At 66.5% G+C, this 25,839-nt stretch carries 21 protein-coding genes; 9 read left to right on the top strand and 12 right to left on the bottom strand.

Features of this window, described 5'->3' with window-relative positions; genetic code table 11:
* Positions 1-274 precede the first annotated feature (274 nt).
* Positions 275-4,699, top strand: a complete 4,425-nt coding sequence (locus tag FDY95_RS15885) for a DUF4394 domain-containing protein (RefSeq protein WP_138079219.1) — start codon at positions 275-277, stop codon at positions 4,697-4,699.
* A 79-nt stretch (positions 4,700-4,778) separates the two neighbouring features.
* Positions 4,779-4,994, top strand: a complete 216-nt coding sequence (locus FDY95_RS15880) for a PID-CTERM protein-sorting domain-containing protein (RefSeq protein ID WP_138079217.1) — start codon at positions 4,779-4,781, stop codon at positions 4,992-4,994.
* A 71-nt stretch (positions 4,995-5,065) separates the two neighbouring features.
* On the opposite strand, the gene FDY95_RS15875 is transcribed toward FDY95_RS15880, so the two are convergent.
* On the bottom strand, positions 5,066-6,985 hold the full coding sequence (locus FDY95_RS15875; RefSeq protein ID WP_171025711.1) for a CocE/NonD family hydrolase: 1,920 nt from the start codon (positions 6,983-6,985) through the stop codon (positions 5,066-5,068).
* A 92-nt stretch (positions 6,986-7,077) separates the two neighbouring features.
* Positions 7,078-7,644: a hypothetical protein gene (locus FDY95_RS15870; protein WP_138079215.1), complete on the bottom strand. Its 567-nt coding sequence runs from the start codon at positions 7,642-7,644 to the stop codon at positions 7,078-7,080.
* Between the two features lie 96 nt (positions 7,645-7,740).
* Between FDY95_RS15870 and FDY95_RS15865 the strand changes: the two genes are divergently transcribed.
* Complete coding sequence (locus FDY95_RS15865; RefSeq protein ID WP_138079213.1) at positions 7,741-8,613, top strand: hypothetical protein; 873 nt, start codon at positions 7,741-7,743, stop codon at positions 8,611-8,613.
* Positions 8,614-8,641: 28 nt separating this feature from the next.
* On the opposite strand, the gene FDY95_RS15860 is transcribed toward FDY95_RS15865, so the two are convergent.
* From FDY95_RS15860 to FDY95_RS15845, 4 genes are all read right to left on the bottom strand, one after another.
* Positions 8,642-9,193 (bottom strand): 2OG-Fe(II) oxygenase, encoded by a 552-nt coding sequence (locus tag FDY95_RS15860; RefSeq protein ID WP_138079211.1) that lies wholly within the window; start codon positions 9,191-9,193, stop codon positions 8,642-8,644.
* Positions 9,194-9,497: 304 nt separating this feature from the next.
* The gene (locus FDY95_RS15855) at positions 9,498-10,901 is read right to left on the bottom strand and encodes an RtcB family protein (protein ID WP_138079209.1); all 1,404 of its coding nucleotides are present in this window, start codon (positions 10,899-10,901) and stop codon (positions 9,498-9,500) included.
* Between the two features lie 1,750 nt (positions 10,902-12,651).
* Entirely contained in the window at positions 12,652-14,181 is a 1,530-nt protein-coding gene (locus FDY95_RS15850; protein ID WP_138079207.1) for a TROVE domain-containing protein, read from the bottom strand.
* Between the two features lie 191 nt (positions 14,182-14,372).
* Positions 14,373-15,674 (bottom strand): PcfJ domain-containing protein, encoded by a 1,302-nt coding sequence (locus tag FDY95_RS15845; protein WP_138079205.1) that lies wholly within the window; start codon positions 15,672-15,674, stop codon positions 14,373-14,375.
* Positions 15,675-15,748: 74 nt separating this feature from the next.
* Here FDY95_RS15845 and FDY95_RS15840 point away from each other — a divergent pair, with 74 nt between their 5' ends.
* Complete coding sequence (locus FDY95_RS15840) at positions 15,749-16,012, top strand: hypothetical protein (protein WP_138079203.1); 264 nt, start codon at positions 15,749-15,751, stop codon at positions 16,010-16,012.
* A gap of 727 nt (positions 16,013-16,739) precedes the next feature.
* Complete coding sequence (locus FDY95_RS15835) at positions 16,740-17,642, top strand: histone deacetylase family protein (RefSeq protein WP_138079201.1); 903 nt, start codon at positions 16,740-16,742, stop codon at positions 17,640-17,642.
* A 269-nt stretch (positions 17,643-17,911) separates the two neighbouring features.
* Here FDY95_RS15835 and FDY95_RS15830 read toward each other — a convergent pair whose 3' ends face one another.
* Entirely contained in the window at positions 17,912-18,472 is a 561-nt protein-coding gene (locus FDY95_RS15830; RefSeq protein WP_138079199.1) for a cupin domain-containing protein, read from the bottom strand.
* 84 nt (positions 18,473-18,556) lie between these two features.
* Positions 18,557-19,387: an AraC family transcriptional regulator gene (locus tag FDY95_RS15825; RefSeq protein ID WP_138079197.1), complete on the bottom strand. Its 831-nt coding sequence runs from the start codon at positions 19,385-19,387 to the stop codon at positions 18,557-18,559.
* A gap of 170 nt (positions 19,388-19,557) precedes the next feature.
* On the opposite strand from FDY95_RS15825, the gene FDY95_RS15820 reads away from it, so the two are divergent.
* Positions 19,558-20,580, top strand: a complete 1,023-nt coding sequence (locus FDY95_RS15820) for a hypothetical protein (protein WP_138079195.1) — start codon at positions 19,558-19,560, stop codon at positions 20,578-20,580.
* Between the two features lie 266 nt (positions 20,581-20,846).
* On the opposite strand, the gene FDY95_RS15815 is transcribed toward FDY95_RS15820, so the two are convergent.
* Together FDY95_RS15815 and FDY95_RS15810 are read right to left on the bottom strand one after the other, a co-directional pair.
* Positions 20,847-21,776 carry an alpha/beta fold hydrolase gene (locus FDY95_RS15815; protein WP_138079193.1) on the bottom strand — a complete coding sequence of 310 codons (930 nt, stop codon included), beginning with the start codon at positions 21,774-21,776 and terminating at the stop codon, positions 20,847-20,849.
* A 95-nt stretch (positions 21,777-21,871) separates the two neighbouring features.
* Positions 21,872-22,471 (bottom strand): TetR/AcrR family transcriptional regulator, encoded by a 600-nt coding sequence (locus FDY95_RS15810; RefSeq protein WP_138079191.1) that lies wholly within the window; start codon positions 22,469-22,471, stop codon positions 21,872-21,874.
* Positions 22,472-22,572: 101 nt separating this feature from the next.
* Here FDY95_RS15810 and FDY95_RS15805 point away from each other — a divergent pair, with 101 nt between their 5' ends.
* The gene (locus tag FDY95_RS15805; protein WP_138079189.1) at positions 22,573-22,992 is read left to right on the top strand and encodes a DUF3592 domain-containing protein; all 420 of its coding nucleotides are present in this window, start codon (positions 22,573-22,575) and stop codon (positions 22,990-22,992) included.
* Positions 22,993-23,067: 75 nt separating this feature from the next.
* Here FDY95_RS15805 and FDY95_RS15800 read toward each other — a convergent pair whose 3' ends face one another.
* A complete protein-coding gene (locus FDY95_RS15800) occupies positions 23,068-23,535 on the bottom strand; it encodes a MaoC family dehydratase (RefSeq protein WP_138079187.1) in 468 nt (155 codons plus the stop codon).
* A 68-nt stretch (positions 23,536-23,603) separates the two neighbouring features.
* On the bottom strand, positions 23,604-24,401 hold the full coding sequence (locus FDY95_RS26605; protein ID WP_212744910.1) for a LexA family transcriptional regulator: 798 nt from the start codon (positions 24,399-24,401) through the stop codon (positions 23,604-23,606).
* 154 nt (positions 24,402-24,555) lie between these two features.
* On the opposite strand from FDY95_RS26605, the gene FDY95_RS15790 reads away from it, so the two are divergent.
* Positions 24,556-24,954: a YbjN domain-containing protein gene (locus FDY95_RS15790; protein ID WP_138079185.1), complete on the top strand. Its 399-nt coding sequence runs from the start codon at positions 24,556-24,558 to the stop codon at positions 24,952-24,954.
* A gap of 150 nt (positions 24,955-25,104) precedes the next feature.
* Positions 25,105-25,824: a PspA/IM30 family protein gene (locus FDY95_RS15785; RefSeq protein WP_138079183.1), complete on the top strand. Its 720-nt coding sequence runs from the start codon at positions 25,105-25,107 to the stop codon at positions 25,822-25,824.
* The last annotated feature ends 15 nt before the right edge of the window (positions 25,825-25,839 follow it).

The raw sequence follows: 25,839 nt of genomic DNA, 5'->3' as shown, positions 1-25,839 counted from the left end.
CGCTTCCGGCCCCGCCTACTCCCGTCCCGGTAGCGCCGCCCGCCCGTTCGTCTGCTCGCCTCTCGCCCTTCGGCGAGGGGCGGGGACTAGGCACAGCCCGGTAGGCCTGCCGGCAGGCCAAATCCCTTTAATATCTTTTTAATTTAAAATAATACAATCCACTAACTACTCTTTGCCGTATGCTTCTGCGGTTTGCGCCGCCCCGCTGTTTAGCCGCGGTTGTGCCGCTCCTTACTTGTCATTTACCTCCACAAACCAAACTCCACTACTGCGTATGCCCACACCCCTACTCCGGTCCACTGCTTCCGGTTCTGCCTTCCGCCGCTCCCTGGGGCTGCTGGGCGGCGCCGTGCTGCTGAGCCTGGCCGCCAATCCCGCCAACGCCCAGGTCGTGTTCGGCCTCTCCGGCACCGACCTGACCTCCGTCAACCTCGCTTCGCCGGCTACTTCCCAGACGCGCACGGCCATTACCGGCGTCACGGCCGGCCAGACGCTGGTGGGCCTGGACTTCCGCCCCGCCACCGGGGAGCTGTTTGCCCTCGGCTACGACGCCACCACGGCCGGCAACAACGCCCGCCTCTACGTCATCAACCAGACCACGGCCGTGGCCACGCCCGTGGGCGCGGCGGCGGTGCGCCTGGACCTGGGCGGGGCTTCGGAGCGCATCGGCTTCGACTTCAACCCGACGGTGGACCGCATCCGGGTGGTGAGCACCAACGACAAGAACTACCGGCTGAACCCCATCACCGGGGGCATCGCGGCGCCGGATACCGACCTGGCCTTCGTGGCCGGCGACGCCAACGCCGGGCAGAACCCCTACATCGGCGCGGCCAGCTACACCAACTCGTTTATCGGCGCGGCCAGCACCACGCTCTACTACATCGACGAGCAGCGCAGCGTGCTGGTGCGCTCCGACAACCCCAACGGCGGTACCCTAACCACCACCGTTCCCATTGCCCCCTCGGCCCTGGGCAACCCCACGCCCATCAACGCCCCCGGCGCCAGCACCGACCTGGACATCTTCACCGTATCGGCCGGGGCCGAAAACGCCTACCTGAACGTGAACCAGGTGGACGGCGGCGGCAACTTCGTCTCCTTCCTCTACCGCCTGAACCTGACCACCGGGGCTACCACCCTGGCCGGGGCCATCAACGGCACGGGCGTGGGCATCACCGACATTGCCGTGCGCATCGACCGCACCGCCCCGGCCGTGAGCGGGCAGCTGCTCTACGGCGTGACAACCGGCAACAGCCTGATCAGCTTCTACTCGGGCACGCCGGGCTTCATCAACAGCTCGGTGGCCATCACCGGCCTCACCGCCGGGCAGACGCTGGTGGGCACCGACTTCCGCCCCAACACCGGGCAGCTGTTCGGCATGGGCTACGACGCCAGCACGGCCGGCAACAACTCCCAGCTCTACACCATCGACCCGGCCACGGGCGTGGCTACGGCCGTGGCCGCGGCTACGCGCCTGGAACTGGGCAACACCACCAGCATCGGGTTTGACTTCAACCCCACGGTGGACCGCATCCGGGTGACGTCGGCCGCGAACCGGGCCAACCTGCGCCTGAACCCCAACAACGGGGCCCTGGCCGCCACCGACGGGAACCTGGCCTACGCCGCCGGCGACACCACCACGGCGCGCGTCGGCTCGGTGGGCTACACCAACAGCTACCCCGGCAGCACCAGCACCACGCTCTACGACATCGACGAGAACCGCAGCGTGCTGGCCATTCAGAACCCGCCGAATGCGGGCACGCTCAACGTGGTGGGCAGCACCAACCTGACGCTGAGCCCGACCAATCCCCTGGTCGACCTGGACATCTACTTCGACCGCACCAACCTCGTCAACCTGGCCTTCCTGGCGGCCAACCCCAACGGGCAGGCTACCAGCAACCTGTACACCCTGACCCTGGGCTCGGGCAACGCCGCCCAGGTGGGCGCCATCGGCCTGGGCATTCCGGTGCGCGACATTTCGGCCAGCCTGGAAGGCGCCAACGCCTCGGCGGCCCTCACCGGCCGCCTGCTCTACGGCGTGGCTGGCGGCAACCTGGTGTCGTTCGACTCGGGCAACCCCTCGGTCATCCGCACGGCCGTCAATATCACCGGACTGCCCGCCGACGGCTCGCAGGTACTGGTGGGCACCGACTTTAGCCCCGCCACCGGGCAGCTGTTTGCGCTAGGCTACAACGCCACCACCCAGCAGGGCCAGCTCTATACGCTGAACACGACCAGCGGCGCGCTGACGGCCGTAGGCAGCCTCAACAGCATGGCCCTGGGCGCCACGGCCGCCAACATCGGCTTCGACTTCAACCCCACGGTGAACCTGATCCGGGTGACGTCGGCCACGAACCAGGCCAACCTGCGCGTGAACCCCACGACCGGGGCCGTAACGGTGGATACCAACCTGAGCAACGGCAGCGGCACGCCCGTCATGACCGGCGCGGCCTACACCAACAACGACAACAACGCCAACACCGGCACCACGCTCTACGGCATCGACCAGGCCCGCAGCGTGCTGCTGCGCTCCACCAACGCCAACGCCGGCACCTACGTGGACCAGGGCAGCCTGAACGTGGTGCTGAACTCGGCACAGGGGTCTGATTTCGACATCTACTCGGACCTGAGCAACCCCGCCGTACCCGCCAACTCGGCCTTCCTGGCCGCCTCTCCATCGGGCCTGAGCACCGACAACCTCTACACTGTGGACCTGTCTTCGGGCGCGGCCTTCTCGGTGGGCCGCATCGGCTCGGGTACCAATCTGACCGGCCTGGCCGCCTTCCTCACGCCCGGCCCGGTCATCGCGGCGGGCCTGACCTGGACCGGCGCCGTAAGCACCGACTGGGGCACGGCCGGCAACTGGAGCCCCGCGCAGGTGCCCACCGCCACCGACAACGTGACCATCCCCGACGTAGCCAACGACCCAGTGGTGAGCAATGCCCAGCAAGCAGCCAACATCACCCTGGCCAGCGGTGCGACGCTGACCACGGCCGACGGCGGCACGCTGACGGTGAACGGCACGTTTACCAACAACGGCGGCACCACCCTGGGCTCGGGCACCGGCACGGTGGCCTTCGCCGGCGCGGCCGCCCAGACCATTACGGGTACGACTACGTTCTTCAACAACCTCACCGCCGGCCCGGCCGGCGTGACGGCCGCGGCCCCGGTGCAGGTGCAGCGCGTGCTGCTGCTCAACGGCAACCTGGCCTCGGGCGGCAACCTCACGCTGCTCAGCAACGCCACCGGCACGGCCCACGTGGTCAACAACGGCGGCGTGGTATCGGGTAACGCCACGGTGCAGCGCTACGTGGCCACCGGCCTGAACAACGGCCCCGGCTACCGCCACTTCTCGGCCCCGGTGAGCGGCACCACGGTGGCTGACCTGGCCACTGGCTCCTTCAGTCCGGTGGCAAACCCGGCCTACAACACGGCCCCGGTGCCCAACAACGTGACGCCCTTCCCCACCGTGTTCGGCTACGACGAGACGCGCGTAAATACCAGCGGGAACCCGGCCCCCCGGGACTTCGACAAGGGCTTCTTCTCGCCCAACGCCACCTCCGACGCGATGGTGGTGGGCCGCGGCTACACCGTCAACATCCCGGCCGGCCTCACGCCTGATTTCGTGGGCACGCTCAACAACGGCACCATCAACCAAAGCGGGCTGACGCGCGGCACCCAGACCGAATCGGGCTGGCAGCTGCTGGGCAACCCCTACCCCGCGCCCCTGAACTGGGACCTGGTAGGCCGCACCAACGTGGACGGGGCCGTGTACGTGTACCGCTCGACCGGTCAGTACGCCGGCACCTACTCGGCCTACGTAGCCAACGGCGCCGGCACCAACGGCGGCACCAACGTCATCGGTTCGGGCCAGGGCTTCTTCGTGCGGGTGAGCACGCCGGGCTCGGCGAACGGGCAGGTGTCGTTTACCAACGCCGCCCGCTTCACCACCTACCAGAGCCCGGTGTTCCAGCGCCCGGCCGCCATCAGCGGTCCGCTGGTGCGCCTGGCCCTGCAGGCCGCGGCTGGCCCGGCCGATGAAGCCGTGGTGTACCTGGAGCCCGGCGCCACCGCCGGCTTCGACGCCTCGATGGACGCCTACAAGCTGCTGGCTGGCGGCGCCCCGCTGCTGGCCTCGCCGATTGATGCCAGCACGCGCCTCGCGGTGAATGCCCTGCCCCCGCTGTCGGCCACCACGCCCGAGCGGGTGGTGCCGCTGCACGTGCAAGGCCTGCAGGCCGGCCCGCACACGCTGCGCGCCGCCGAGCTGCTGAACCTGCCCGCCGGCACCTACGCCTACCTGCGCGACGCCGATACCGGCGCCCTGGTGGACCTGCAGACGCAGCCCAGCTACAGCTTCACGCTGGCCAACACCAGCCTGACCACGCGCTTCAGCCTGCTGCTGACCCAGAACCGCGTGACGGCCACCGCTCCGGCCGCCCTCAGCCAGCAGATCGGGCTGTACCCCAACCCGGCCCGCACCCAGGTGACGCTGCAGCTGCCCGCCAGCCTGGCGCAGCAGCCGGTAGCCGTATCGGTGCTGAACGCGCTGGGCCAGCAGGTGCTCACCCGCGTGCTGCCCGCCACCCGCTCCGCCCAGGACGCGCTGACTTTGCCGCTCACGGGCCTGGCCAAGGGCGTGTACTCGGTGCGCCTGACCACGGCCCAGGGCATCGTCACCAAGCGCCTGGTCGTTGAATAATTCCCGCTGCTACACCCCAGGCGGCGCCGCTACGCGCCGCCTGGGCGTCAGCCTTGTTCCAGCTTTTAGCCTCCGCTACATGAATCACCTTGCCTCTTCCCTGCGCCGCCTGCTGCCCGGTGCGTTTCTGATGCTGCTCTGCTACTCGGCCCAGTCCCAGGACCCCGGCTCGGGCGGCCCCACGCCCGGCGCCCCCGAGCCCACCGCCGTGCCCCTCGACGGCGGCGCCTCGCTGCTGCTGGCCGGCGGCGCGGCCTACGCCCTCAACCGCCTGCGCAAGCGCCGCCAGGCCTAAGCCGGCTGCCGCCAGAAAACAGAAAAGCCCGGGCCTTGCGGTCCGGGCTTTTCTGTTTTCTGGCGGGGCTCCTACCGCGCCAGCACCGGCAGCACGATGCCCGAGGGGTGCTGCGCGTCGTGGTACAAGCGAATGGTAGCTTTCTGGAAGTCGGCGGCTTCGGCCGTGGGAATGGGAACGAACTTCTGCGGGTTGCGGTCGACCAAGGGAAACCAGGTGCTCTGCACCTGCACCATCAGCCGGTGGCCTTTCTTGAACGTGTGCAGCACGTCGGGCAGCTGGTAGCTGACTTCGGCGACCTGCCCGGGCTGAAAAGCTTCGGGTTTTTCAAACGAGTTGCGGAAGCGGCCGCGCATCACCTCGGCGCGCACCAGTTGCTGGTAGCCGGCGCGGGGCGCAGGCGTGGCCCCGCCGGCCCAGCCGCGGGCCGAGTCGGGCAGCACGTCGATGAGCTTGACCACGAAGTCAGCGTCGGTACCGGTGGTGGAAGCGAACAGGCGGGCCTGGATGGGGCCGGCCACCGTCACGTCGGCGGGCAGGGGCTCGGTCTGGTACACCAGCACGTCGGGGCGTTGGGAGGCGAAGCGCTGGTCTTCCACCATGTACTCGTTGTTGCGCTCGGCGTGGATGCCGTTGGTGTAGGGCACCGGACGCTGCGGGTCGCTCACGTACTCATCGAAGCCGCCGGTGCCTGCGGATTGCCCGTCGCGCAGGGTGCCACCGGGCTGCAGCTGCAGGGCCCAAGCGCTGCCCTTGGGCGGCCAGGCCGCAAGCTGCTCCCACTGGTTGGTACCGGTGTTGAAGATGGTGGCTTCACTCGCGTCGAAAGTGCCCTTGCCCTTGAGGTAGTGGTTGAAGAAGCGCAACTCCAGGTTGTCGCGGTACCACTGGGCGGTGTTCTGGCCGAAGCGCAGCGGGCCGAACTTATTCCACTCCGGCCGGGCCCAGGCGCCGTGGGTCCAGGGCCCCATCACCAGGCGGTTTTGGGCGCCCGGGCTCTGCTGCTCGATGGCCCGGTAGGTGTTCAGCGCCCCGAACAAATCCTCCGCATCAAACCAGCCGCCCACGACCAGGGTAGCGGGCTTGACGTTTTTGAGGTGCGGGCGAATGTTGCGGGCTTGCCAGTAGGCGTCGTAGGTGGGGTGGGCCAGGTACTCGCCCCAGGTCTTGGCGCGGCCGTTGAAGTAGGCCGGGCCGTTGGCGTTCTTGATCGGGCCCAGGTCGAGGAAGAAGCGGTAGGCGTCGGCGTACTCGACGCGAAACAGGGGCGTGTACGTCGGCTGCGGGCCGGGGTGCGGCGCGTCGAACGACTGCATGAAGTCGAAGTTGTCGAGCAGGAAGAAGGCGCCGTGGTGGTTGGCGTCGTCGCCCATGAACTCGTCGGTCACCGGGGCCTGCGGCGACACAGCTTTCAGGGCCGGGTGGGCGTCGGGCAGGGCGGCCGAGGCGTAGAAGCCGGGGTAGCTGATGCCCATCAGCCCCACGCGGCCGTTGTGGTGCGGCACATTCTTCAGCAGCCACTCGATGGTGTCGTAGGTGTCGGTGCTCTCGTCGTGGCCGTAGGTTTTGCTGCGCTTGGCGGTGTCTTTGCCGTGGGCGGCGGGCACGGTGGGCGTCATTTCCTCGAACTCGCCCTCGCTCATGTAGCGCCCGCGCACGTCCTGGGTCACGAAGATGAACTGCTCGCGCGTCAGCTCGCGGCTCTGGCCGGGGCCGGCTTTGGGGTAGTTGTCCTCGCCGTAGGGCCCGGCCGAGTAGGGCGTGCGCCGCATCAGAATGGGGTACTCGTGGCCCTTGCCGGCGTCCTTGGGCACGTAGATGACGGTGTAGAGCTGCACGCCGTCGCGCATCGGGATGCGGCGGTCCAGCTTCTGGTAATGCGCGCGCACGTAGGCAGAGTCGGCGGCGCGGGTGGCGGCGGGCGCCTGGGCGTGGGCGGCGGCGGGGAGCAGCAGCAGCAGCGGCAGCGCGGCGGCAGGGAATCGAAGCATAGGGGTAGCGGATCGGGGCGGCGAAGGTATGGCCGAAGCCCGCCGCGGGACAAATACCCGGTTTGGCGCCGGTCGTTGCGCGCCGCCTCGCCTCAGCGCCGCGCCGTGCCGCGGATGTAGATGCCGGGCTTGGCCGGCCGACGCGGCCGGTGCACGAGGCGGATGTTGACGACCGTCTCCCCTACCGCGGTGGCCGGCCGCTTCACCTCCAGCCCGGCAATGGCCGCCGTGGCAATGCGCAACGTGGGGTCTTCCAGCGGCAGCCCGTCCAGCTCAAACCGGACGGGCCGGGGCAGCTTGAGCGCCCGGCGCAGCTGCGGCAGGCGCTTGCTGGCAATGCTATTGAGCGGGAAGCCGGGCTTCAGGGTCAGCGCCAGGATGCCGTGGGGCCCCAGGCTGCGCCACTTGGCCGGGGTCGTCGGGCCGCCTTTGTGCACCTCGAGGCGCAGAATGTCATTCGGGTTCAGGGCCGTGAGCCCGTCGTCGCCGACGATGAGCCGCTCATTCACCACGAACACCGGTCCGGAGCCCTGCGGCGGCGGCGCGGGGTGCTGAAACGTGCTGTCGGGCTGCTGGGCCAGGGCGCGGGGGCCCGGCAGGCCGTGCAGGATGAGGAGCAGAACAAGCGTGGGCAGGTAACGCATACGACGGCGCAGCATAGTAGGAGAAGCAAGTTACTGGCGTGTAAATGCTTAGAGGATGCGCCGCGCTTCTCGTTTCTATACGGCCACGCGCCGCCGCCTCTGCTGAGCTCATTGCTACTCCCCGCCGTACTTGCTCTTGCCCGCGCCGCCGGCGTCCAGGCGCACGATTTTGGGCAGAAACGAGCCGCGCACGTCGACCAGGTCGCGCTAGGCGAGAATATGGATAACCCGGCTGCTCTGCTGGTCGTCGGTGAAGCCGAGCTAGTGCAGGTCTTTGCCGTGCGGTTTGCTGGAGTTTTTGGCCATGACGCGGGTGCTAGGCTGGCGCGAGGGTGTACCGCCGGACTTGGCAGCGGGTTACGGCCGAGCCCACCGCCGGACGAGCCGGGTTGGCAGCAAGGACCCTTCGCAGTACCTTTCCGCCTGATCGAAATACCGGTGGAGTTCCTTTTTCTGCTTCTCTTCTGCGCAGTGCTGGCGCTGAGCGTGCCGCTAGGCATCTGCTGGCTGCTCTACCGCTGGTTAATCCGTCGCGGTCATCGACGCAGCGCCGTCGGGCTGCCTTCCCTTATCATCCTGGCATTGTGTTACTTCTTTTACTCAGCATTTTATCCGGGCGACGATTTTTACGCGCAGGAATACGCGCAGATAACCGGACTTGCTCTCCCGGCTTCGGCGGATATCCAACGCAAAGACGCCAGCTACCCCGACCAGCACGGCGACTACGCGGCTTGTGCCCGCATCAAGGTCTCGGCCGCCGACTACCAACAACTGCTCCGGCAGCTCAGCCGCGACACGGCCTTCCGCGCCCAAAGCAGCCCCCGCTACCACTTCATCGGCAGCCAGACATTCGACAACGTTAATCCGGAGCCGAACGCCGAAGCACGCTACCGTCACGCCTTTTCGCGCGACGACAACGCCTTTAGGTTCGTTGGTTTTCTTCAGGACGGCCGAACCATTATCGTCTACCGTAGCAGTAGCTAAGGCCATTGCCTCACGTTGGGGAACGGACCTATTCCATCGGCAGACGAAACATCACGTCGGTGCGCAGCACGTACTTCACGCCCTGCGTCACGCTGCGGCCCAGGTGGTAGAGGCCGTGCTCGAATACCAGCAACCGGCCCTGCCGGGGCTGCACGCTCAACTCTTGGAAGGCCGTGTCGCCGCCCCGGAAGTTGTCGTTCAGGTACACCATGAAGGTCAGCAGGCTGGCTTCGGTGGGGCTGCGCACGTAGCTTTCGTCGTAGTGGCCGCGGAACTGCTGGCCGACCTGGTAGCGGTAGAAGCGAAACAGCTCGTTGAGCCCCAGGGCCCGGCTGCGGCCAAACTCGGCCGGGATAAACGGCCGGGCCTGCTCCCAAAGCGTCTGCGCCAGCTCCTCGCTGCGGTGGAAGGCCCGGCTGTTGTTGCGCACCGCAGGCAGCAGGCGGGCGCCTTTGGCTGTGTTGATTTTGGCCGCCTCGTAGCCCAGTTGCTCGCTGAGCACCAGGTATTCCAGGCATTCCTGGCGGGTCAGGAAATCATCGACGGTAAAGATGGATTCGGCTAGTTGGGTACGGAGCATGGGGTTTGGATGAGTGAATGAATGGATGGGTGAGTAAAAAAGGACGTCATCCTGAGGCGCAGCCGAACCGAAGGTCGACGTAGTCAAGGACCTTCCTCGAACCTTGCACCAACCGAAAAGCGCAGCCACCGATGCCCAATTGTTCGGGCCGTGATGGCTGCGCTTCGGCGTTATTACCAGCTGGCATAAAACGTCGGCACTGCGTAGGTAATGGCGGTGCAGGGTGCGAGGAAGGTCCTTGACTACGTCGACCTTCGGTTCGGCTACGCCTCAGGATGACGTTCTATCAGACGGAACCGACTGCCTACGCCCCGCCGTCCATGCGGACGATTTTGGGCGTAAAGCTGCCGAGCACGTCCACCAGGTCGTGCTGGCTCTGCATCACGGTGTGGATGTCCTTGTAGGCCATCGGGGCTTCGTCGAGGCCGCCACCGATCAGCTCCACGCCGTGCTGCTGCAGGTGACGGCGCACCTCGGCTTCGCCCAGCTCGGCCTTGGCCCGGGTGCGCGACATCAGCCGCCCCGCCCCGTGCGAGGCCGAGGCCAGGGACTCGGCCACCCCGCGGCCCCGCACGATAAAGCCGGGGGCCGTCATCGAGCCGGGAATGACGCCGAGCACGCCCCGGCCGGCCGGAGTAGCGCCCTTGCGGTGCACCACTACCTCGCGTCCGTCCGAGAGGCGCTCCTTCCAGGCGAAGTTGTGGTGGTTTTCCACTTTCGCCAGGGGCCGCTCGCCCAGGGCCCGGGCCACGCGCTGGTGAATCTGCTGGTGGCAGGCCGAGGCGTAGTCACCGGCCAGGTTCATGGCCGCCCAGTATTCCTGGCCGAGCTCCGAGTCGAGCGTGAGCCAGGCCAGGTGCTGGGCTTCGGCGGGCAGCTGGCAGGTTTCGCGGGCCAGCTTGGTGTAGTGCTGCGCGATGCTGGCGCCCAGGCCCCGGGAGCCGGAGTGCGAGAGCAGCCCCAGGTACTGACCCACCGGCACGCCCATGTCGTTGGTCGGGTCGGTGATGTCCACGATACCGAACTCCACGAAGTGGTTGCCGGAGCCGGACGTCCCAATCTGCGCAATGGCCGATTCGTGCTTGTTGCGCAGGAAGGGAATGGCGGCGAATTCGTCGCGCTCCAGCACTTCGTGGCCCAGTTTCTGGCCGTGGCGGAACACGTCGCGGTTGCCGAACTTGGTGGTCGTCAGCAGCACGCCTCGCAGCTCCTGCACCCGCTGGGCGAGGTACTGGGGCGGCAGCGCGAAGATGGACAAGGCCATGCGGCAGCCGATGTCGACGCCCACCGCGTAGGGAATGACGGCGTTATCCGTCGCCAGCACCCCGCCGATGGGCAGGCCGTAGCCGTGGTGGGCGTCGGGCATGAGGGCGCCGGCCACCGTCACGGGCAGTTTCATGGCCGTTTCCATCTGGTGGATAGCGCCCGGCTCGATGTGCTCGGCGCCGTAGAGCACGTAGTCCTTGCGCGGCGCCAGGGCAATGTGGCGGCTGGGCGGGGGCAGCAGGGCCGCCGCGGTGTGGCTCCAGTCGAGGTCGGTGAGGAAGTTGGTGGGCGTTTGCAGAATCAGCTTGAGCAGCGCCAACTGCTCGGTGAGCGAGAGACGCTTGAGGTGCTTGCGCTGCAATTGCGCCAGCGCCAGCCCGATGGCGCGACCTTCCGGGAAACCCAGTTGACGAAGGTCGTTGCCGCGTAATTGATTGGCCATAATGGTCGTTGCGCCCTTGGGGCGCGTGAAGTTGAAGAAAAGCGCGGCCGGCGGCTCACGCGGCAATTTTGCCCCTCAGCAGCCGGAGCAACAAGCGGCCCGCGTACCGTGGGGTACGCCTCGCGGCGTACTGCCCGACGTGACAGGTCGAAGTAACGCGGGCCTACGGCATCCGGCCGTGCGGAGCGGGTGGTATCGGGCAAGGGTAACGGGTGAGCAGCCTCAGATTCAATTTTCAGTCGAAGGAATGCTGCCCGACGACACCTTGCCCGCCCCACCGGCATTCTAGATTGGGCAACGGGGCGCGCCGCCACTTATGCTTCTTGCTTTACCCATCAGCCACGGCGGGTTTACAACACCGCCGGCGGGACTCGAACCCACATCCAGAAGTTAACGAAGTAAGGCGGCGCTACGGCACCAATCAGGAAAACCAGCTGCTTACCGGGGCAACCAGCGGCAGGCGTTCTTGACGCCGCCCCTCGCGGACCGGACGTCACCGGCCGCCGAAGCGGCCGGGTGAAGGAGTTGAACCTACTAAACTGAACGTTTTACCGAAGTAACGCCCGCCTACGACACCCGGTAGGCAGTGAGAAAAAACCGTTGGGGCAACGGGGCGCCCAGCCTGCTATCCTGCTCTAACCAACTGAGCTACCGCCTCCGAAGAAGCGAGAGGGACTCGAACCCCCGACCCGGCGAATCAAAATCGAAGTAGGGCTGAGCTACGGCACCCAACGGGTAATTGTATCGGGCCAGGGCGGGGCAACAAACGGAGCGCCCTTTATCACTGGCGCGTCTTCGTTTCGCCACCGGCTACCCTTGCTGGCGGCCGGGCGGGACTTGAACCCGCACGCCTTGCGGCACCAGTCCCTGGCAAAGGAATGCGCCCCTACGGCACCCACCTGGCCCGATAATGAAAAATCCGCCGGGGTAAAAAGGCAACCAGCGTAACGTACGGCTGAGTAGCCGTTCTGCTCTACCAGCTGAGCTATTTCCGGCGACGGTAATCCGCCGCGCGGGAAACAAGATTCGAACTTGTGACCCGAACCGAAGGTCAGCGCAGCTAAGTAACGCTGGTCTACGACACCCGGCGGGGTGTTTGGCAGTTCTCGGCCGCAACAGCCAGGGCAACGGGCGCAGCGCGTTTATTTTCCTACCGATGCCAAGGCAGCGGCGCGGGATTCGAACCCGAAGCTGCCCGTGGGCAACCCGAAACAGCCACGAAGTAACGCCCCGCTACGGCACCTGGCTGGCTAGCCGTCGAAAGCAGTGAGGTTGTTTAGGTGAGCTTCATGAGCGTACAGATCTTGAAAAGGTGAGTTGACGGGTATCACCCGCGCCCCTCAGCAGGCTAGAACAGTCCCGAGTTCCTGCCCCGGCGCGTTGGCGTCCGCCGGCCGGTAGCGCAGGCCGCCGTGATGGGCGGCGTGTTGCCGGGCCCTCGGTAGTCGCGGCCCGGCCAAAGGCGGTCGGGTAGCGGCCCGTTGGTGGGGCTTCGAGGGGCGGCGGGCCAGGTGTTGACGCGGTTCGCGGTTCATTGGGGCAGGCGTGAAATCGGGGTTCCGGGCGCGGGGCGCGGCGGCCCTATTGCCGCCGCGCCGTACCGCTTGGGGTTGCGAGGATTAAGGTTGGAATCAGGAGAAAAACAGGTCGTAAAGCAGCGCACGCGCATAGTCTGGCAGAATTGGGTAGTGAAAGAATGCGGGGTAACGATGGGCACTAATCAGGCTGCTTTACGGCCTGGGTCTAGCAGTCAGAAGTCGATCCGCTCAATCTCTGTCAGGGCCGAGCCGCCGTTTTCCAGCGCCTGCAGCACATCGAATACTTTGTCGGACCAGCCGGCGATGAGCGCCACCCCGTCCTGCTCGTGCACTTGCACCGGGGTGGCGCCGTGCCCGGCCAGGTCGAAGAGGTAGAGGCGGGCCTGCGGGGCCACGGTGCGGCGGTACGCAGCCCATTCCTGGGCCAGCGTGCCCCCGTCGCCGGTGCTGTTCCAGAGTTGGCCGTCGGTGAAGATCATGACCTTGTCGACGGCCTCGTTGCGCAGGCGCAGGTCGCGCACCACCAGGTAGCCGTTGGTGCTGTAGCCCACCTCGCCTTCGCGGCGGTAGAGCTCCTGCACGTTGCGCAGCACCTGGTTCTGCGGCAGCGGCACGCGCTTCCAGGTGTCGCCGAACATGCCGGTGACCACGTGGGCGCAGCGCGTCTGCAGGAGCATCCCGAGCACCAGGCCGATGTCGAAGTACTGCACCTTGCTACGGGCCGAAACCGGCTGCTGCATGGAGCCCGACACGTCGCAGGCCACCACCACGCGGGTGTCGGCGCCGAAGCCGCGCAGGTTCTGGGTGGAGTGGCCGATGGCCGTTTCCAGCGCCGTGAGCAGCCGCGCTACGTGCCCGGAGCGCACCGTGAGCAGCTCGCGGTAGGCGGCCAGGAAGCGGAAGGGCAGCTGCTTGCTGCGCTGCACCGCCCGCTCGTCCGTCAGGGCGGCCACCACGCGCTCCATCGCCGCGGCCGATACTTCGGCTTCGAGGATGTTGCGCAGGTTGCGCAGCAGGGCCATGTAGCCCAGCTTGCCGCTGCCGATCAGCTCCTCCCACTTCTGGCGGAAGGCCGTCTGCCGCTCCGCATCAGTGGTGAATGTCTGCTGACCCAGGGCCGACAGCTCGGTTTCCCAGGTGTAGGGCGTGGGCAGCTCGCCGCGCACCAGCTGGTCGAACAGCTGCTGCTGCTCGGGGCTTTTGGCCTGGGGGTGCACCAAGAACAGCGCATCCCGCAGGCGCACCTGCCCGGCGCGGTCGTACTTGGCCAGCTGGTAGCCATCGAAGCGGTTGAAGGCCAGGGCCAGGCCCTTCTGCAGCTGCTTGGAGAGGCGGTTCAGCGTTTTCTGGCCCTGGCGCTGGTTGGCCAGGGCGTAGAAGGCCAGCAGCTCGGTAATCTCGTCGGCGCGCTGCACCACGCGGGCCACCAGGCGGCTCACCAGGTTGTCGCCGCGGTGCAGGCGGGCCAGCTCCACGCACAGCACCAGCGGCACGGTGCGCAGGTACATTTTTTCGCGGGCGTACACGGCCAGCTGTGCCACGAACAAGGGCTCGTTTTGAGCCACCAGCTCGCGCAGGCGCACGAGGCGGGTATCGGCTTTTTCGTAGAACTGGTCGCTGAGCGCGGCGGTGGCCACGGCGGCGTACAGCTCCAGCTGGGGCGTGAGGGTGAAAGCCGCCGCGCCTTCGTGGTTCACCACGGTCGTCGGCTTGTTTTTGCGGAAGCTAAAGTTGAAGCGCATAAAAGTGGTGAGATAGAGAGGTGGTGAACTGGTGAGTTTCGAAGCCCGGTGGCTTGTGTCGCGTGTTTTTCAGGTCGTCCGGGCGGGCGCAGCCAGCGCATTCCGCTGGATCGGTAGTCTTCCCTTACTACCATCCGGCACCATTGCACGGAATGCCCGGCCACGCCCGGCGGATCAGGTTGTTCGACTGCTTACCCAAACAGGTGCTTGGGAATCAGCAGGCGGTTGTCGGCGGCCCAGCGCTGCACCCAGCCCAGCTCCTCCTCGTTGAGGCGGCGGTTGAGCAGGCCCCGGGCTTGCACCACGGTGCGGTTGGCCTGCACTTCCAGGGTGAGGGCGCGCGAGCCATCCAGCGTGAGCGAGAAGATGCCGCTGCGCCCCCGCTGGCAGGCCCCGAGGTAGGAGGCCACGCAGTGCCGCAGGGCGCGTCCCTCGTCGATGAGGTCCCAGTAGCTGAGCAGCTGGGTGATGCGCACCTTGCACTTGCTGCCGCCGGTGAAATCCTGCACCGGCAGCGGCTCCCAGGTGGTGCCGTGCGCCGGCTCGTTGTCGGGCTGGCGGTGGGCTTCTTTGGCCAACTGGCGGTGCCACTTGGCCGTCTGCTCCAGCACGCTTTGCATGGAGCGGCCTTTCAGCGAGAAGCCCGGCTGGGCCGGCTCGTCACCAATGCCCACGCTGCGCTTGCGGTGAATCCAGTCGCACACCGGCCCCAGCTGGTAGGGGTCGACCATGGGCGCGGCGGCGAAGAACTCCACCACCCGCAGCCAGAACTCGTCGTCGCGCTCCAGGCGGCGGCCCAGGCGGGAGTCGAGCACCGGCCCGAGCCATTCGGGCAGCCCGCGGGCGGCGAGCTGGGCGTAGCGCAGGGCCTGCAGGAAGGTGTAGCCCGCCGGCGCCAGGCGCAGGTGGTGCTCCACCTTGCGGGTGAGCTTCACCGGCAGCCGGTGGAAAGTGCGCAAGGCCCCGCCCCGGCCCAGGTGCACCGTCAGATCGGCGATGTTGAGGCCGTCGAAGAGGCGGCCGGCGGTCCAGGAGTTGATAATCCAGGCCGGTACGTCGCCGTACTGGTCGAAGAGGTGGCGTACCAGGCTTTCCAGCTGCCGGAAGGGGTTCCGGGAGCGGGGCTGCCAGTCGGCCAGCTCGCGGCAGCCGTGGCGCTGGAAGTCGGCCACGGCCGCCAGGGCCGGGGCCAGCTCGGGCCGCCACAGCAGGGTGCTGCGCTTGGCGGCCAGGCCCCGCAGCAGGGCAGCGCACCGGTCGCGCTGCTCTCCGGTTTTTTCGTGGGCACAGTGGCGGTAAAACTCGGCCAGGGCGGAATCTTCGCCGAAATGGGCATCAATGACGGGCAGCGGGCCCTGCACGCTGAACAGGTAGTTCACCTGCTCTTTGGGCGACATGCGGCGCCAGTCGACGCGTCGGGCCGCGGCCAGGACTATACGGGCTTGCTCGGCTTGCCAGACGGCGTGCGGGAGGGGTTTGAGGCGGTTTGCCATCGGTCGGGGTGCCCCGCGCGGGGACGGTTACCGATTGAATAATCAGACATAGACGGGGCCGCGGGGGCGGCTGGATGGAGCAGAAGTCTAAACGATTCGTACATGGCGGTGCTTGGCAAAAGGGTGTGGAGTTCCGTTCGACAATTCACAAGGAATTAATTGCCGGTATGCGGGTATTTATTGCAGAAATAATTCGGACAATATTTTTCCAGGCGACAATTATTACGTCGCAAAATCAGGAATTAATTACCCGAAATCAGGCCCGGCCAGATGGCGACCGGACGGTGGTCAGCGCCGTTTGCAGCCGCGTTTTCGCGGCTGAATATCCGGGCAACTGACCGGCCATGTGTCGCCGCGCCAGCGCGGCGCAGGCGCCGATAAGCGGGCAACGAGGCTGGGCTGGGAGTGGCGGTTCGACATCATGGCGGTAAACGAGTTAGAAAGCAGATGAAAAACAAAACGCCCGAATCTGGTGGGATTCGGGCGTTTTGCAAGTTGAGCTTCTATTGAAAGAGCTTCACTCCGTTGCGTGCGCGCCGAACCCCGGCTGGACCTTATCCTCCGAGCTCGTTGGCATACCTAGGTATTGATTAAAGTGGCGGCGCATGACGGGTGAAGTCGTTTGTTCGTTTAGGTTTTGGGCTTTGAACGGGTCAAAGGTAGAAAGGTTATTTCGCACAATGCAATAGTTGAAGAAAAAAATATTTAAAAAATTTATTCTACCGGCACGAATATCTATTCCCAGCTAACAGAGCCGTATTCACGATTATTATTTAGAACATTTCAATTGTCAATTCGAGGGCAATTACTGCCCTGACTCCCGCAATTGCTACTGCGGCCTATGATTCCTGGTTCACCACTTCTTGGGCAACGCAGGCATACGCACAAGCGGCGCGGGCTTGTCCGCCAACTGGCGCGGCCGCCGCAACCACCCCAGCGGCGAGTAAACTCGCCGCGTCCCCTCCTCTACTGAGGAGGGGAGCTTGCCGTTTGGCCGGTCCGGCCGTATTGTGCATTGGCTACGCCTTCCTTCGGCTGTTCATTGCTAATTGCTCATTGCCCCTGATGCCCTGCCTCGCCTCCTCCGACCGGTATTCCATTCAGTTGCCCGACGGCCACCGCTTTCCCATTGCCAAGTACGAGCTGATCCGCGAGCAGCTGCTGTGGCAGGGCATTGCCCGGCCCGAAGACATCTACGACCCCGGATTCTGCGCCGAGGAGGACATTCTGCGCGTCCACACGGCTGAGTACTGGGGCAAGGTGAAGGAGCTCCACCTCTCCCCCGCCGAGGTGCGCCGCCTGGGCTTGCCGCAGAGCCCGGAGCTGGTGCGGCGCAGCCTCTCGTCGGCGGCGGGCACGGTGCAATCGGCCCTGAAGGCCCTACGTGACGGTATCGGCCTGAGCCTGGCCGGGGGCACCCATCACGCCTTTGCCGACCGCGGCGAGGGGTTCTGCGTGCTCAACGACATAGCCATCAGCGCGGCCCGGCTGCTGCACTACCGGCAAGCCCGGCAGGTGCTCATCGTGGACCTCGACGTGCACCAGGGCGACGGCACGGCCAGCATCTTCCAAGGCGAGCCGCGGGTCTTCACCTTCTCGATGCACGCCGGGGCGAACTATCCGCTGCGCAAGGAGCAGTCGGACCTGGACCTGGCCCTGCCGCTGGGTATGGGCGACGCGGATTACCTGGCGCAGCTGCGCGCCACGCTGCCGGGCCTCATCGAGCGGGTGCGGCCCGATTTCATCTTCTACCAGGCCGGCGTCGACGTGCTGGCCACCGACAAGCTGGGCAAGCTGGCCCTCACGCCCGCCGGCTGCCGGCAGCGCGACGAATTCGTGCTCGGCCTCTGCCACGCGCAGCAGCTGCCGGTGGCCGTGAGCATGGGCGGCGGCTACTCCGAGCGGCTGGCCGACATCGTGGACGCGCATTGCAACACGTTTCGGGTGGCGTACGGGCTGTGGGGATAGAGCCTGTGAACGGTACCACCCCTGCATCATCTTTTACCCTTGCGCCTACAGCCGCAGCGCCATATTGGTAGCCCCGGGGCAAAAAGAACGATTGAGCTGCAGCGCAGCGGCATGGCATTGCTGACGTTGAACGGCTATTGACGCCCATACAGCTCCGAGGCCATGTCGCTGCGCTGCAGCTCGGCCGTGCTTCAGGGGCGCTGGTTCTACCAATATGACGCCGCGCTGCGGCTGTAAAACACAACGCTGTTGGGCCACTGGTTTAGTTATCAGGGCTGAACGGGCAGCGGCGGGCCGAGCTGCTCGATGCCGTGGGCCAGGGCTACGGCGGCGCGCTCGGCCGGGGTACCCTTGGGCTGGCCGGTGGCAATGCGGCGGAAATAGTCTTCCAACTGCCCGGCGGGCTGCACCCAGTACAGCAGCTTACCGCCGGGCGTGAGCTGCGTCCAGGTGTGGGGCACGAGGCGCGGGAGGAAAATGGTGGAGCCCGGCCCCAGCTCGTGCCGCTCCTCCCCCACCACGAATAGGTAACGGCCCTCCACCACGTAGAACGTCTCGTCCTGCTGCAAATGGCGGTGCAGGCTGGGCCCGCCCTTGCCCCGGCCGATGTACTCGAACACGGCCAGCGCCCCGGCGGTGTCCTGCCCGGATATCTTCACGTCGTTGGGGTTGCCGTTGATCAGGATTTGCTCGGCGGCCCGGCTCCGGGCGGGCGGCACTACGAAGGCGGGCGGAGCGGCCTCCGGCGACGCGGGGAGGCCAGCGGCGCGCAGGTCGAGGGCGGCGGGGGCGGCCAGCAGGCCGGTTAATACGAAGTGGCGACGGTTCATGACGGGCAGCGGTTTGGTTAAGGCAAACATGCACGGCCCACGGCCCGGCCCGTTGGTAAAATCCGGACATTCTGCCCGGCGGCCTCAGCCCTCGAACAGGCCGAACCGGCGCTCTGGGGCCTGGTTGTCGAGCTGAAAAAAGGCGCTGGGCGAGTGGCCGGTGAAGGCGCGGTAGTCCTTGGCCAGGTGCTGGTGGTCGTGATAGCCGCAGGCCACGGCCACGCTCAGCCAGTCGAGGCCGGGGTGGCTGTTCTTGAAGCGAAACGCCCGGTCGAAGCGACTGATGCGGGCGTACAGGTGCGGGCTGACGCCCAGGCGCTGCTCGAACTGCCGGGTGAGCTGGCGCGGACTCAGGCAGGTGTAATCGGCCAGGGCGGCCAGGGAGAGGCCGGCCGGGACCGTCAGCAGCCGCTGGGCCGCCGCTTCCACCGGGTGGGCCTCGCCGCGGCTGCGCGCCACCCGGGTCAGCAGAAAGGCTTCGATGTGGGGCAGCATTTCCGGCCAGCTTGCCAGGCCGCTCAGCCGCTCGTTCAGGGCCCGCACTTCGGCGCCCCACACGGCCTCGGCGTCGACGTAGGTATTGGTGAGCAGGGGCTGCGGAATGCCGGTCAGCCGGTACAGCGCCCCGGGCTGCAGCACCACCTGCAGGGCCAGAAACCGCCGCCCCACGTAGCGGTGGCTGACCACCGCGTGCTGCCCGATGAGCACGGCCCGGGGCTTGGCCTGCCGGGCGGGGCCGCCGGGGTAGGCCACGTCCTCGGCGTCGCGGGGGTAGAAGGCCAGGCAGTGCTCGGGCCGGGGCGGGTAGGCCTTGAAGGGCAGCGGGCCGGCGCCGTCGAAGGCAAACTCGATAACCTGAATCAGGCGCACCCAGGCTCGTAGGGGCGCGCTGGGCAGCATATCCAGTAGTACCATAGGCCCGCCGTCGAAGCCCGCCGCAACTGCCGCGCCGGGCCGGTCCTAAAATACGCACCCGAACCGCAAAACCCGTCGATGCCGGCCAGTTGCCCGGACAATCGGCCCGGCGGTTTGGCCGCGCCCGGCGCCCTGCCGACCTTTGCCCGCTCATCCGCCGACGCCCGCTCATGCCCCTGCCCAAGTTTGAAGACTTCGATTCCAGCCAGACGCCCGCCGTGCAGCGCGGCCTGAGCCGCCCCGGTCAGCCCGAGCCCGGCACGCCCGCGCAGCAGGCGTTCCGCGAGGCCATCGAGAAGGTGGAAAGCCTGCGCCTGCAGGTGCAGGAGCTGGAAAAAGAGCAGCGCGAGGCCAAAAACAAGTACTGGCGCCAGGTCGGCCCGCTGGCCGACGCGGTGGTAAGCCAGCGCCGGCAGCTGTTCGAGCCCTTGGAAACGGCCCTGACCACCGGCTTTTTCAGCCGCCTGGAGGAGCAGCGCATCGAGGAGCTGCTGTGGCGCAACGCCCGCACGCTGCAGCACCGCTTCGGCGAGGAAGTGGACGATTTGCTGCTGCGCTACGCCCCCCAGCGGCCGGTGCCCCGGTTCGAGGACGAAGACGAGGCCCCGCGCAAACCCGCCGCCCCGGCCGAGCCGCATCACCACGAGCACCACGCCCACCAGCGCGACAAGCGCAAAAGCAAGGCCGAGCGGGAGCAGGAAGCCGCCGCCCGCGCCCTGCAGGCCGATCAGCAGCGCCTGCAGGCCGGCACTAAGGCCGTGTACCGGCAACTGGCCCGCGCCAACCACCCCGACCTGGAGCGCGACCCGGCCCTGGCCCGGCAGAAAACCGAGCGGATGCAGCGCATCACCCGCGCCTACGAAGCCGACGACCTGTACGTCCTGCTGCAGCTGCTGGCCGAGCACAGCGCCGTCGACACCGACCAGGAATCCGACGAGCTGCTGCTGCGCTACGTGCGCGCCCTGCAGCAGCAGCAAAACGAGCTGAAGCTGCGCCTGCAGCAGCTCAAGTACGGCGACAAAAACGCCTTTATGGGCACCGGCAAAAAGCAGGAAGCCGAGCTGCGCCAGATCAAGCGGGAGCTGCGCGCCGAAGCCGAATACCTCGACCTGGTGCAGAAAGCCGTGCAGGAGCCCGAAAACCTGCGCCAGCTGCTACGCGAGCTGGACGCCGCCGGGCAGGAGGAAATTTAGCCTTGGTAGCCCTGGCCGTCATTGCGAGCAACGCGAAGCAATCTTTCCTCTCGCGGCACAACGGTAACGCTGGCAGCACCCGAAAACCCATTGCGACGGGGACGTCCTACCCTCCCACTATCAAATAGTCCCGGCTGAAACTGATACTGCGGTTTCGGCCGGGACTGTTTTTCGGTCAGTATGTATTATTTCGGCGGTGCTACTAGAGGAAGGATTGCTTCGTCGTGCCTCCTCGCAATGACAGCCACCCGAACCGCTTCTCTGCGCTACGCCAGGAACTGCGCCACCGCCTGAATCACGCCCTGGTCGCGCATGATCTTGTTGTGGCCCAGGCCGGTGGTTGATTGAAACTCGATGCCGGGCCAGCTGCGGGCAATGTCCTGGGCTTCTGAAAATGGCACCGACTCGTCCTGGCAGTCGTGCAGAAGCAGCACGCGGGCGGCCGGCACCTTTGCGGCGGCCTGGGTGAGGCTGAAGCTTTCGGCGTCGCGGCCGGTTTGCTCCCGGATAAACCGGCCCATGCGCTGAACCACGGCGGCGGGCAGCTGCAGCAAGTCGGCGAAGCGCTGGGCCACGGCGGGCGTGCTGCCGGGCGCGCTCATCAGCACCAGCCGCGGCAAGGTGCCATCGGCGGCCCGGTTGAACTGCACCGGCAGCCCGGCCGTGGTAGCCGCCCCGAACGAATGCCCCACCACCGCCCACACTTCGCCCATGTAATCGACTACGGCCTGGGTGGCGCGGCCAAACTCGGGCAGGGTGGTCAGGCGGCCGGGCGAGTCGCCGTGGGCGGGGCCGTCGAAGGCCACGACGCGGAAGCCGGCGCGCAGCAGGCCGTCGGCAAACACGCCCCAGAAGGCAGCGCGGTGCTCCCAGCCGTGCACCAGCAGCACCGTGCGCCGGCCCTGCGGGTTCCACTCGTAGGCGGCCAGCTCCCCGCCTTCGAAGGGCACGCGGAAGGCGCGGGCGGTGGCCAGGGCGGCGTCTTCCCACTTCTTGCGCGGCAGCCGCTGCGGGGTGCAAAACAGCCGCCAGGCCGCCCGAAACGCCCATTCCGTCGATACGGCCGCCAGCAGCCGGAACTTCAGCCGCACCAAGCCGATGCCGGGCGGCTCGGCGTAGCGGAACGGCGTGGGCGCGGCGGGCAGCGGCTCCTGCCGGGCCGGCCACTGGTAAGCGGGCGAGAAGGTATTCACCATAACGGTAGCGGTGAAGGTGACTGGAAAGACAGGCGCACCACCGACGCGACGGCAGCCATCCGGCCGGCCGCCGGAGCGGGTGGCGGAACGCGAAATCAGGCGGCGGACGGCGGCAGCAGCTCGGTGCGCAGCTGCCGGAGGATGTAGTGAAACTGCTCCTCACCGTGCACCCGCGCCACTTGCAGCGAGCCGACCAGCGTGGTCAGCACCTGGGCGGCTTTGCTGAACGGGTGGCCGATAAACCGGAGCGAACCGTCGGCGCGGCCCGCGGCCAGCACCCCGGCCAGCCAGTGCGTCAGCTCCCCGCTGAAGGTGCGCAGCTCCTGCTGCATCACGGCGGGCAGGGTCAAAAAATCGGCCGCCAGCGCCCCGAACAGGCACACCTGCGGGCCGCGGGCGGCGCGGTGCCGGTACACGTCGAGCAGGGCTTCGAGCTGCTGCGGGGGCGTCAGCTCGGTTACCCGGGGCAGGTCGCGCCACTTGCGTAGGCGCCGCTGCTGCCGCTGGATGATGGCCGCGCCCAACTCCTCCTTGCTCGGGTAGTGGTAGTGGATGGCGGCCGGCTTCACGCCCAGCTCCTTGGCAATGTGCTGGTAGCTGAAGGCATTGAAGCCCCGGGCCAGCAGCAGCTCCTCGGCCAGATTGAGGATGCGGGTGCGGGTATCGAAGGCGGTGGCGGGGGCGGCGGTAGACATGACGGCCCAAACGTACTTACTTATTAGTAAGTAAGCAACAAGCCGCGGGAAATATTCCGCCGGCTGCTTAGCTTAGGCTACTTCCTAAACCTCTGGCCGCCATGTACCTGTCCTTCTCCTTCGAAGCCGTGTTTTTTCTACTGGTGGGCCTGTTTTTCCTCGGTATGGCCTGGTACATGCGGCGGCAGCAGCGGGCCCGGCAGCTGCGCGGCCTGCCGGCCACGGCCACCATCATCGACTTCAGGCCCGCCCGCTCCCTACTGCTGCCCCGGGTCCGCTTCACCGCCGCCGACGGCCGCACGGTGGAAACCAACACCGATTCGGGCGTGCGGAAGGGCTACTACGAAGTGGGCCAGCAGGTGCCGGTAATCTACGACCCGGCCGACCCCGAAAACACCGACCTGGCCGGCGCCCCGCCGGAGGGCACCACCCTGCTGACGCTGCTGGGTCTGGTTTTTGCCGTCGTCGGCGGGCTGCAGCTGATAGGAATCGTCCCCATTTTCGACGCGCACCAGCACTAGCCTAAGCCCCCGCTGGTCGCAGGGGCACGGCTTGCGGCCCCGGCGCGCAGGGGCGGCCGCGTATGCAGCAATAAGCTACTCGGCGAAGTGGTACAGAAACGTAACCACGCCGGTGTAGGCCGGCTTTTTCTGCCCCTCGATTTCCAGCGTCACATCGATCTGGGCCTTGGCAATGCCGCGCAGGTTTTTCACCGACAGCAGCTTGGTGCGCAGCCGTACGGCGCTATCCACCGTCACGGCCTGGTTGAAGCGCAGGCTCTCGATTTCGTAGTTCACCTGCATTTTCAGGTTCTCGATGGTCACAATCTGCGCCCACAGGTAGGGCAGCAGCGACACCGTGAGGTAGCCGTGCGCGATGGTGCCGCCGAAGGGCGACTCCGTGCGGGCCCGCTCCGCGTCCGTGTGAATCCACTGGTGGTCGAGCGTGGCCTCGGCGAAGCGGTTGATCTGCTCCTGCGTGATGGTGAAGTACTCGGATACGCCCAGCTCCTGACCGACGTGTTGTTCGAGTTCGGCCAGGCTGCGGATGGTGAGGGTGCTCATGGGGAAAGGTGAGGAGGCAGCCGGCCCGCGGGCCGACCGGGGAGAAAGTGGAACGAGGCGCCAAGTTATCAGTCCTGCTCCTTATCCAGCCGGTTCAGCAGCTCCTCCACCTGCCGCTCCAGCCGGCTCACGCGCTCCTCCAGGGCCGAGGGCGGCCGCAAATGGGTGGTAAACACGGCCTTCACCTCCCAGATTTCCAGGGCTTGCGTGAGGTCGAATTCCTGGGCCCCGTAGTCGGGGTTGTCGGCGCGGAGCTTGAGCTGCTGCTCGCCCAGGCGCTCCACCAGGCGGCGCACCAGCAGCCGGCTCTGCGTGACGAAGGCGTATATGCGGCCCGAGCGCAGGTTGGGCGCGGCCCGGTCGAGGCGGCGGCAGAGCACCACGTCCTGGTGGCGCAGGCCCTGCTGCTGGTGCTGCATTTCGGCCCCCTGGATTTCGAACGCCCGCGTGGCGGGTCCCAGCGCGTGCGGAAACGTGAGGGCCGGCAGCGCGTCCACGAAGTGCTTGTCGTGGTAGTGCACGATGTATTCGAGCAGGCGGTCGGCGCGCACGAAGGGCGTGAGGGCCGCTTGCTGGTCGGCCCGCGCCACGGGGCTGGTGTCGGCGGGCGGCGCGGCCTGCAGGTCCTGCTGAAAGATATCGAAGCCGTAGAGGTCGTTTACCGTCAGCTCTTTCGTTAGTAGCAGGTCGACGGAGAGGCCAAAATGTTGAGCAATCTGAATCAGCGTCTCCATTTTGGGCTCGGAACGGCCCTCCTCGTAGGCCCCGACGCTGGGCCGGGCCAGCCCGAACAGTTCCGCAAAAGCCGCCTGGCTCAGCTTTTTAACCGTGCGTATTTTGCGAATGTTGTTACCGATGTAGGACATTCTGCTGAAAAAATTTTACGCTCAAAGTTTGAGCACTGCTAGAACTTTCAGTATTCTTGCATCGTAAAGCTACCACAAATCCGCGAAGGCTCTGCTGGAAACGCCAGTCATTTGAGCCGTGCTAATGAATCTTTCCCCTGCCGCCACGCTGCCTATGGCTCACCCCTACTTCGCCACCATTCACCAGCACCTGCTCACGCTGGGTTTCGACATCCGCCACGCCGACGAAGAGGACGGCATCCTCGTCGTCGACCACCCCGAGCAGGGCATCCGCAACCTGGTGCTCGGCTGCGGCGAGCCGCTCCTGATTCTGGAGCAGTACCTCCTGGAGCTGCCGGCTCCCTCGTGCGAGGTGTACCAGCGCCTGCTGACCAAAAACCGCGACATCATTCACGGCGCCTTCGCCCTCGACGAGTCGGGCCGCAAGGTCATCTTCCGCGACACGCTGCAGCTCGATACCCTGCAGCTCTCGGAGCTGGAAGCCGTGCTGAACTCGCTCAGCCTGCTGCTCAGCGAGTTTTCCGACGAGCTGATCAGCTTCAGCCGGCAGTAGAACGACCTACAAAGGCCGTCATGTCGAGCGAAGTCGAGACATCTCGCTCGATAGTAATTCCCTCGTTAGACCAGTCACTCTCAGACGTCAGCACGCGAGATTCTTCGCTTCGCTCTGAATGACGTTCTGAATCAAACCAATCCTAAAGCCATGAACATCTTCGCCCGCCTTTTCAAAATCGGTCAGGCCGAAACGCACTCGGCCATCGACCAGCTCGAAGACCCCATCAAGATGACCGAGCAGGCCCTGCGCGACCTGCGCCTGGACCTCGACAAGAGCCTGCACGCCCTAGCCGAAGTGAAGGCCATGGCCATCCGCAGCCGCAACGAGGCCGAAGGCTTCCGCTCGAAAGCCCTGGACTACGAAAACAAGGCCGTGCTCCTGCTGCAGCGCGCCCACCGCGGCGACCTGGCTCCCACCGAGGCCGACCGCCTCGCCAGCGAAGCGCTGGTAAAGAAAACCGAGAACGAAACCCACGCCACCCGCGCGGGCGAGGACCAGCAGAAGTTCGAAGCCTCGGCCCAGCAGCTGGACCAGAACGTGCAGCAGCTCAAGCAGACCATCGGCCAGTGGGAAAACGAGCTGAAGACGCTCAAGGCCCGCGCCGCCGTCAGCTCGGCTACCAAGACCATCAACAAGCAGCTGGCCCAGCTCGACTCCTCGGGCACGGTGAGCCTGCTGGAACGCATGAAGGAGAAAGTGGCCGTGGAAGAAGCCCTGGCCGAGTCGTACGGGCAGATTGCGCAGGAAAGCAAGAGCGTCGACCAGGAAATCGACAAGGCCCTGCAGACCAGCGCCGGCGGGCAGGCCGCGGCCGATTTGCAGGCGCTGAAGCAGAAGCTGGGCCTGGCGTCGCCGGAGCAGCAGTAACCGGAACTTTAGCCA

Source organism: Hymenobacter jeollabukensis (assembly GCF_005771675.1).
Classification (GTDB): Bacteria; Bacteroidota; Bacteroidia; order Cytophagales; family Hymenobacteraceae; genus Solirubrum; species Solirubrum jeollabukense.
This window is presented reverse-complemented; position numbering and strand designations above follow the sequence as displayed.

What these genes read in the sequence shown, in the direction of transcription:
- FDY95_RS15885 (WP_138079219.1), top strand. Translation starts at nt 275, where the DNA reads ATGCCCACACCCCTACTCCGGTCCACTGCTTCCGGTTCTGCCTTCCGC.
- FDY95_RS15880 (WP_138079217.1), top strand. Translation starts at nt 4,779, where the DNA reads ATGAATCACCTTGCCTCTTCCCTGCGCCGCCTGCTGCCCGGTGCGTTT.
- FDY95_RS15875 (WP_171025711.1), bottom strand. Translation starts at nt 6,985, where the DNA reads ATGCTTCGATTCCCTGCCGCCGCGCTGCCGCTGCTGCTGCTGCTCCCC.
- FDY95_RS15870 (WP_138079215.1), bottom strand. Translation starts at nt 7,644, where the DNA reads ATGCTGCGCCGTCGTATGCGTTACCTGCCCACGCTTGTTCTGCTCCTC.
- FDY95_RS15860 (WP_138079211.1), bottom strand. Translation starts at nt 9,193, where the DNA reads ATGCTCCGTACCCAACTAGCCGAATCCATCTTTACCGTCGATGATTTC.
- FDY95_RS15855 (WP_138079209.1), bottom strand. Translation starts at nt 10,901, where the DNA reads ATGGCCAATCAATTACGCGGCAACGACCTTCGTCAACTGGGTTTCCCG.
- FDY95_RS15850 (WP_138079207.1), bottom strand. Translation starts at nt 14,181, where the DNA reads ATGCGCTTCAACTTTAGCTTCCGCAAAAACAAGCCGACGACCGTGGTG.
- FDY95_RS15845 (WP_138079205.1), bottom strand. Translation starts at nt 15,674, where the DNA reads ATGGCAAACCGCCTCAAACCCCTCCCGCACGCCGTCTGGCAAGCCGAG.
- FDY95_RS15840 (WP_138079203.1), top strand. Translation starts at nt 15,749, where the DNA reads ATGGAGCAGAAGTCTAAACGATTCGTACATGGCGGTGCTTGGCAAAAG.
- FDY95_RS15835 (WP_138079201.1), top strand. Translation starts at nt 16,740, where the DNA reads ATGCCCTGCCTCGCCTCCTCCGACCGGTATTCCATTCAGTTGCCCGAC.
- FDY95_RS15830 (WP_138079199.1), bottom strand. Translation starts at nt 18,472, where the DNA reads ATGAACCGTCGCCACTTCGTATTAACCGGCCTGCTGGCCGCCCCCGCC.
- FDY95_RS15825 (WP_138079197.1), bottom strand. Translation starts at nt 19,387, where the DNA reads ATGGTACTACTGGATATGCTGCCCAGCGCGCCCCTACGAGCCTGGGTG.
- FDY95_RS15820 (WP_138079195.1), top strand. Translation starts at nt 19,558, where the DNA reads ATGCCCCTGCCCAAGTTTGAAGACTTCGATTCCAGCCAGACGCCCGCC.
- FDY95_RS15815 (WP_138079193.1), bottom strand. Translation starts at nt 21,776, where the DNA reads ATGGTGAATACCTTCTCGCCCGCTTACCAGTGGCCGGCCCGGCAGGAG.
- FDY95_RS15810 (WP_138079191.1), bottom strand. Translation starts at nt 22,471, where the DNA reads ATGTCTACCGCCGCCCCCGCCACCGCCTTCGATACCCGCACCCGCATC.
- FDY95_RS15805 (WP_138079189.1), top strand. Translation starts at nt 22,573, where the DNA reads ATGTACCTGTCCTTCTCCTTCGAAGCCGTGTTTTTTCTACTGGTGGGC.
- FDY95_RS15800 (WP_138079187.1), bottom strand. Translation starts at nt 23,535, where the DNA reads ATGAGCACCCTCACCATCCGCAGCCTGGCCGAACTCGAACAACACGTC.
- FDY95_RS26605 (WP_212744910.1), bottom strand. Translation starts at nt 24,401, where the DNA reads ATGTCCTACATCGGTAACAACATTCGCAAAATACGCACGGTTAAAAAG.
- FDY95_RS15790 (WP_138079185.1), top strand. Translation starts at nt 24,556, where the DNA reads ATGGCTCACCCCTACTTCGCCACCATTCACCAGCACCTGCTCACGCTG.
- FDY95_RS15785 (WP_138079183.1), top strand. Translation starts at nt 25,105, where the DNA reads ATGAACATCTTCGCCCGCCTTTTCAAAATCGGTCAGGCCGAAACGCAC.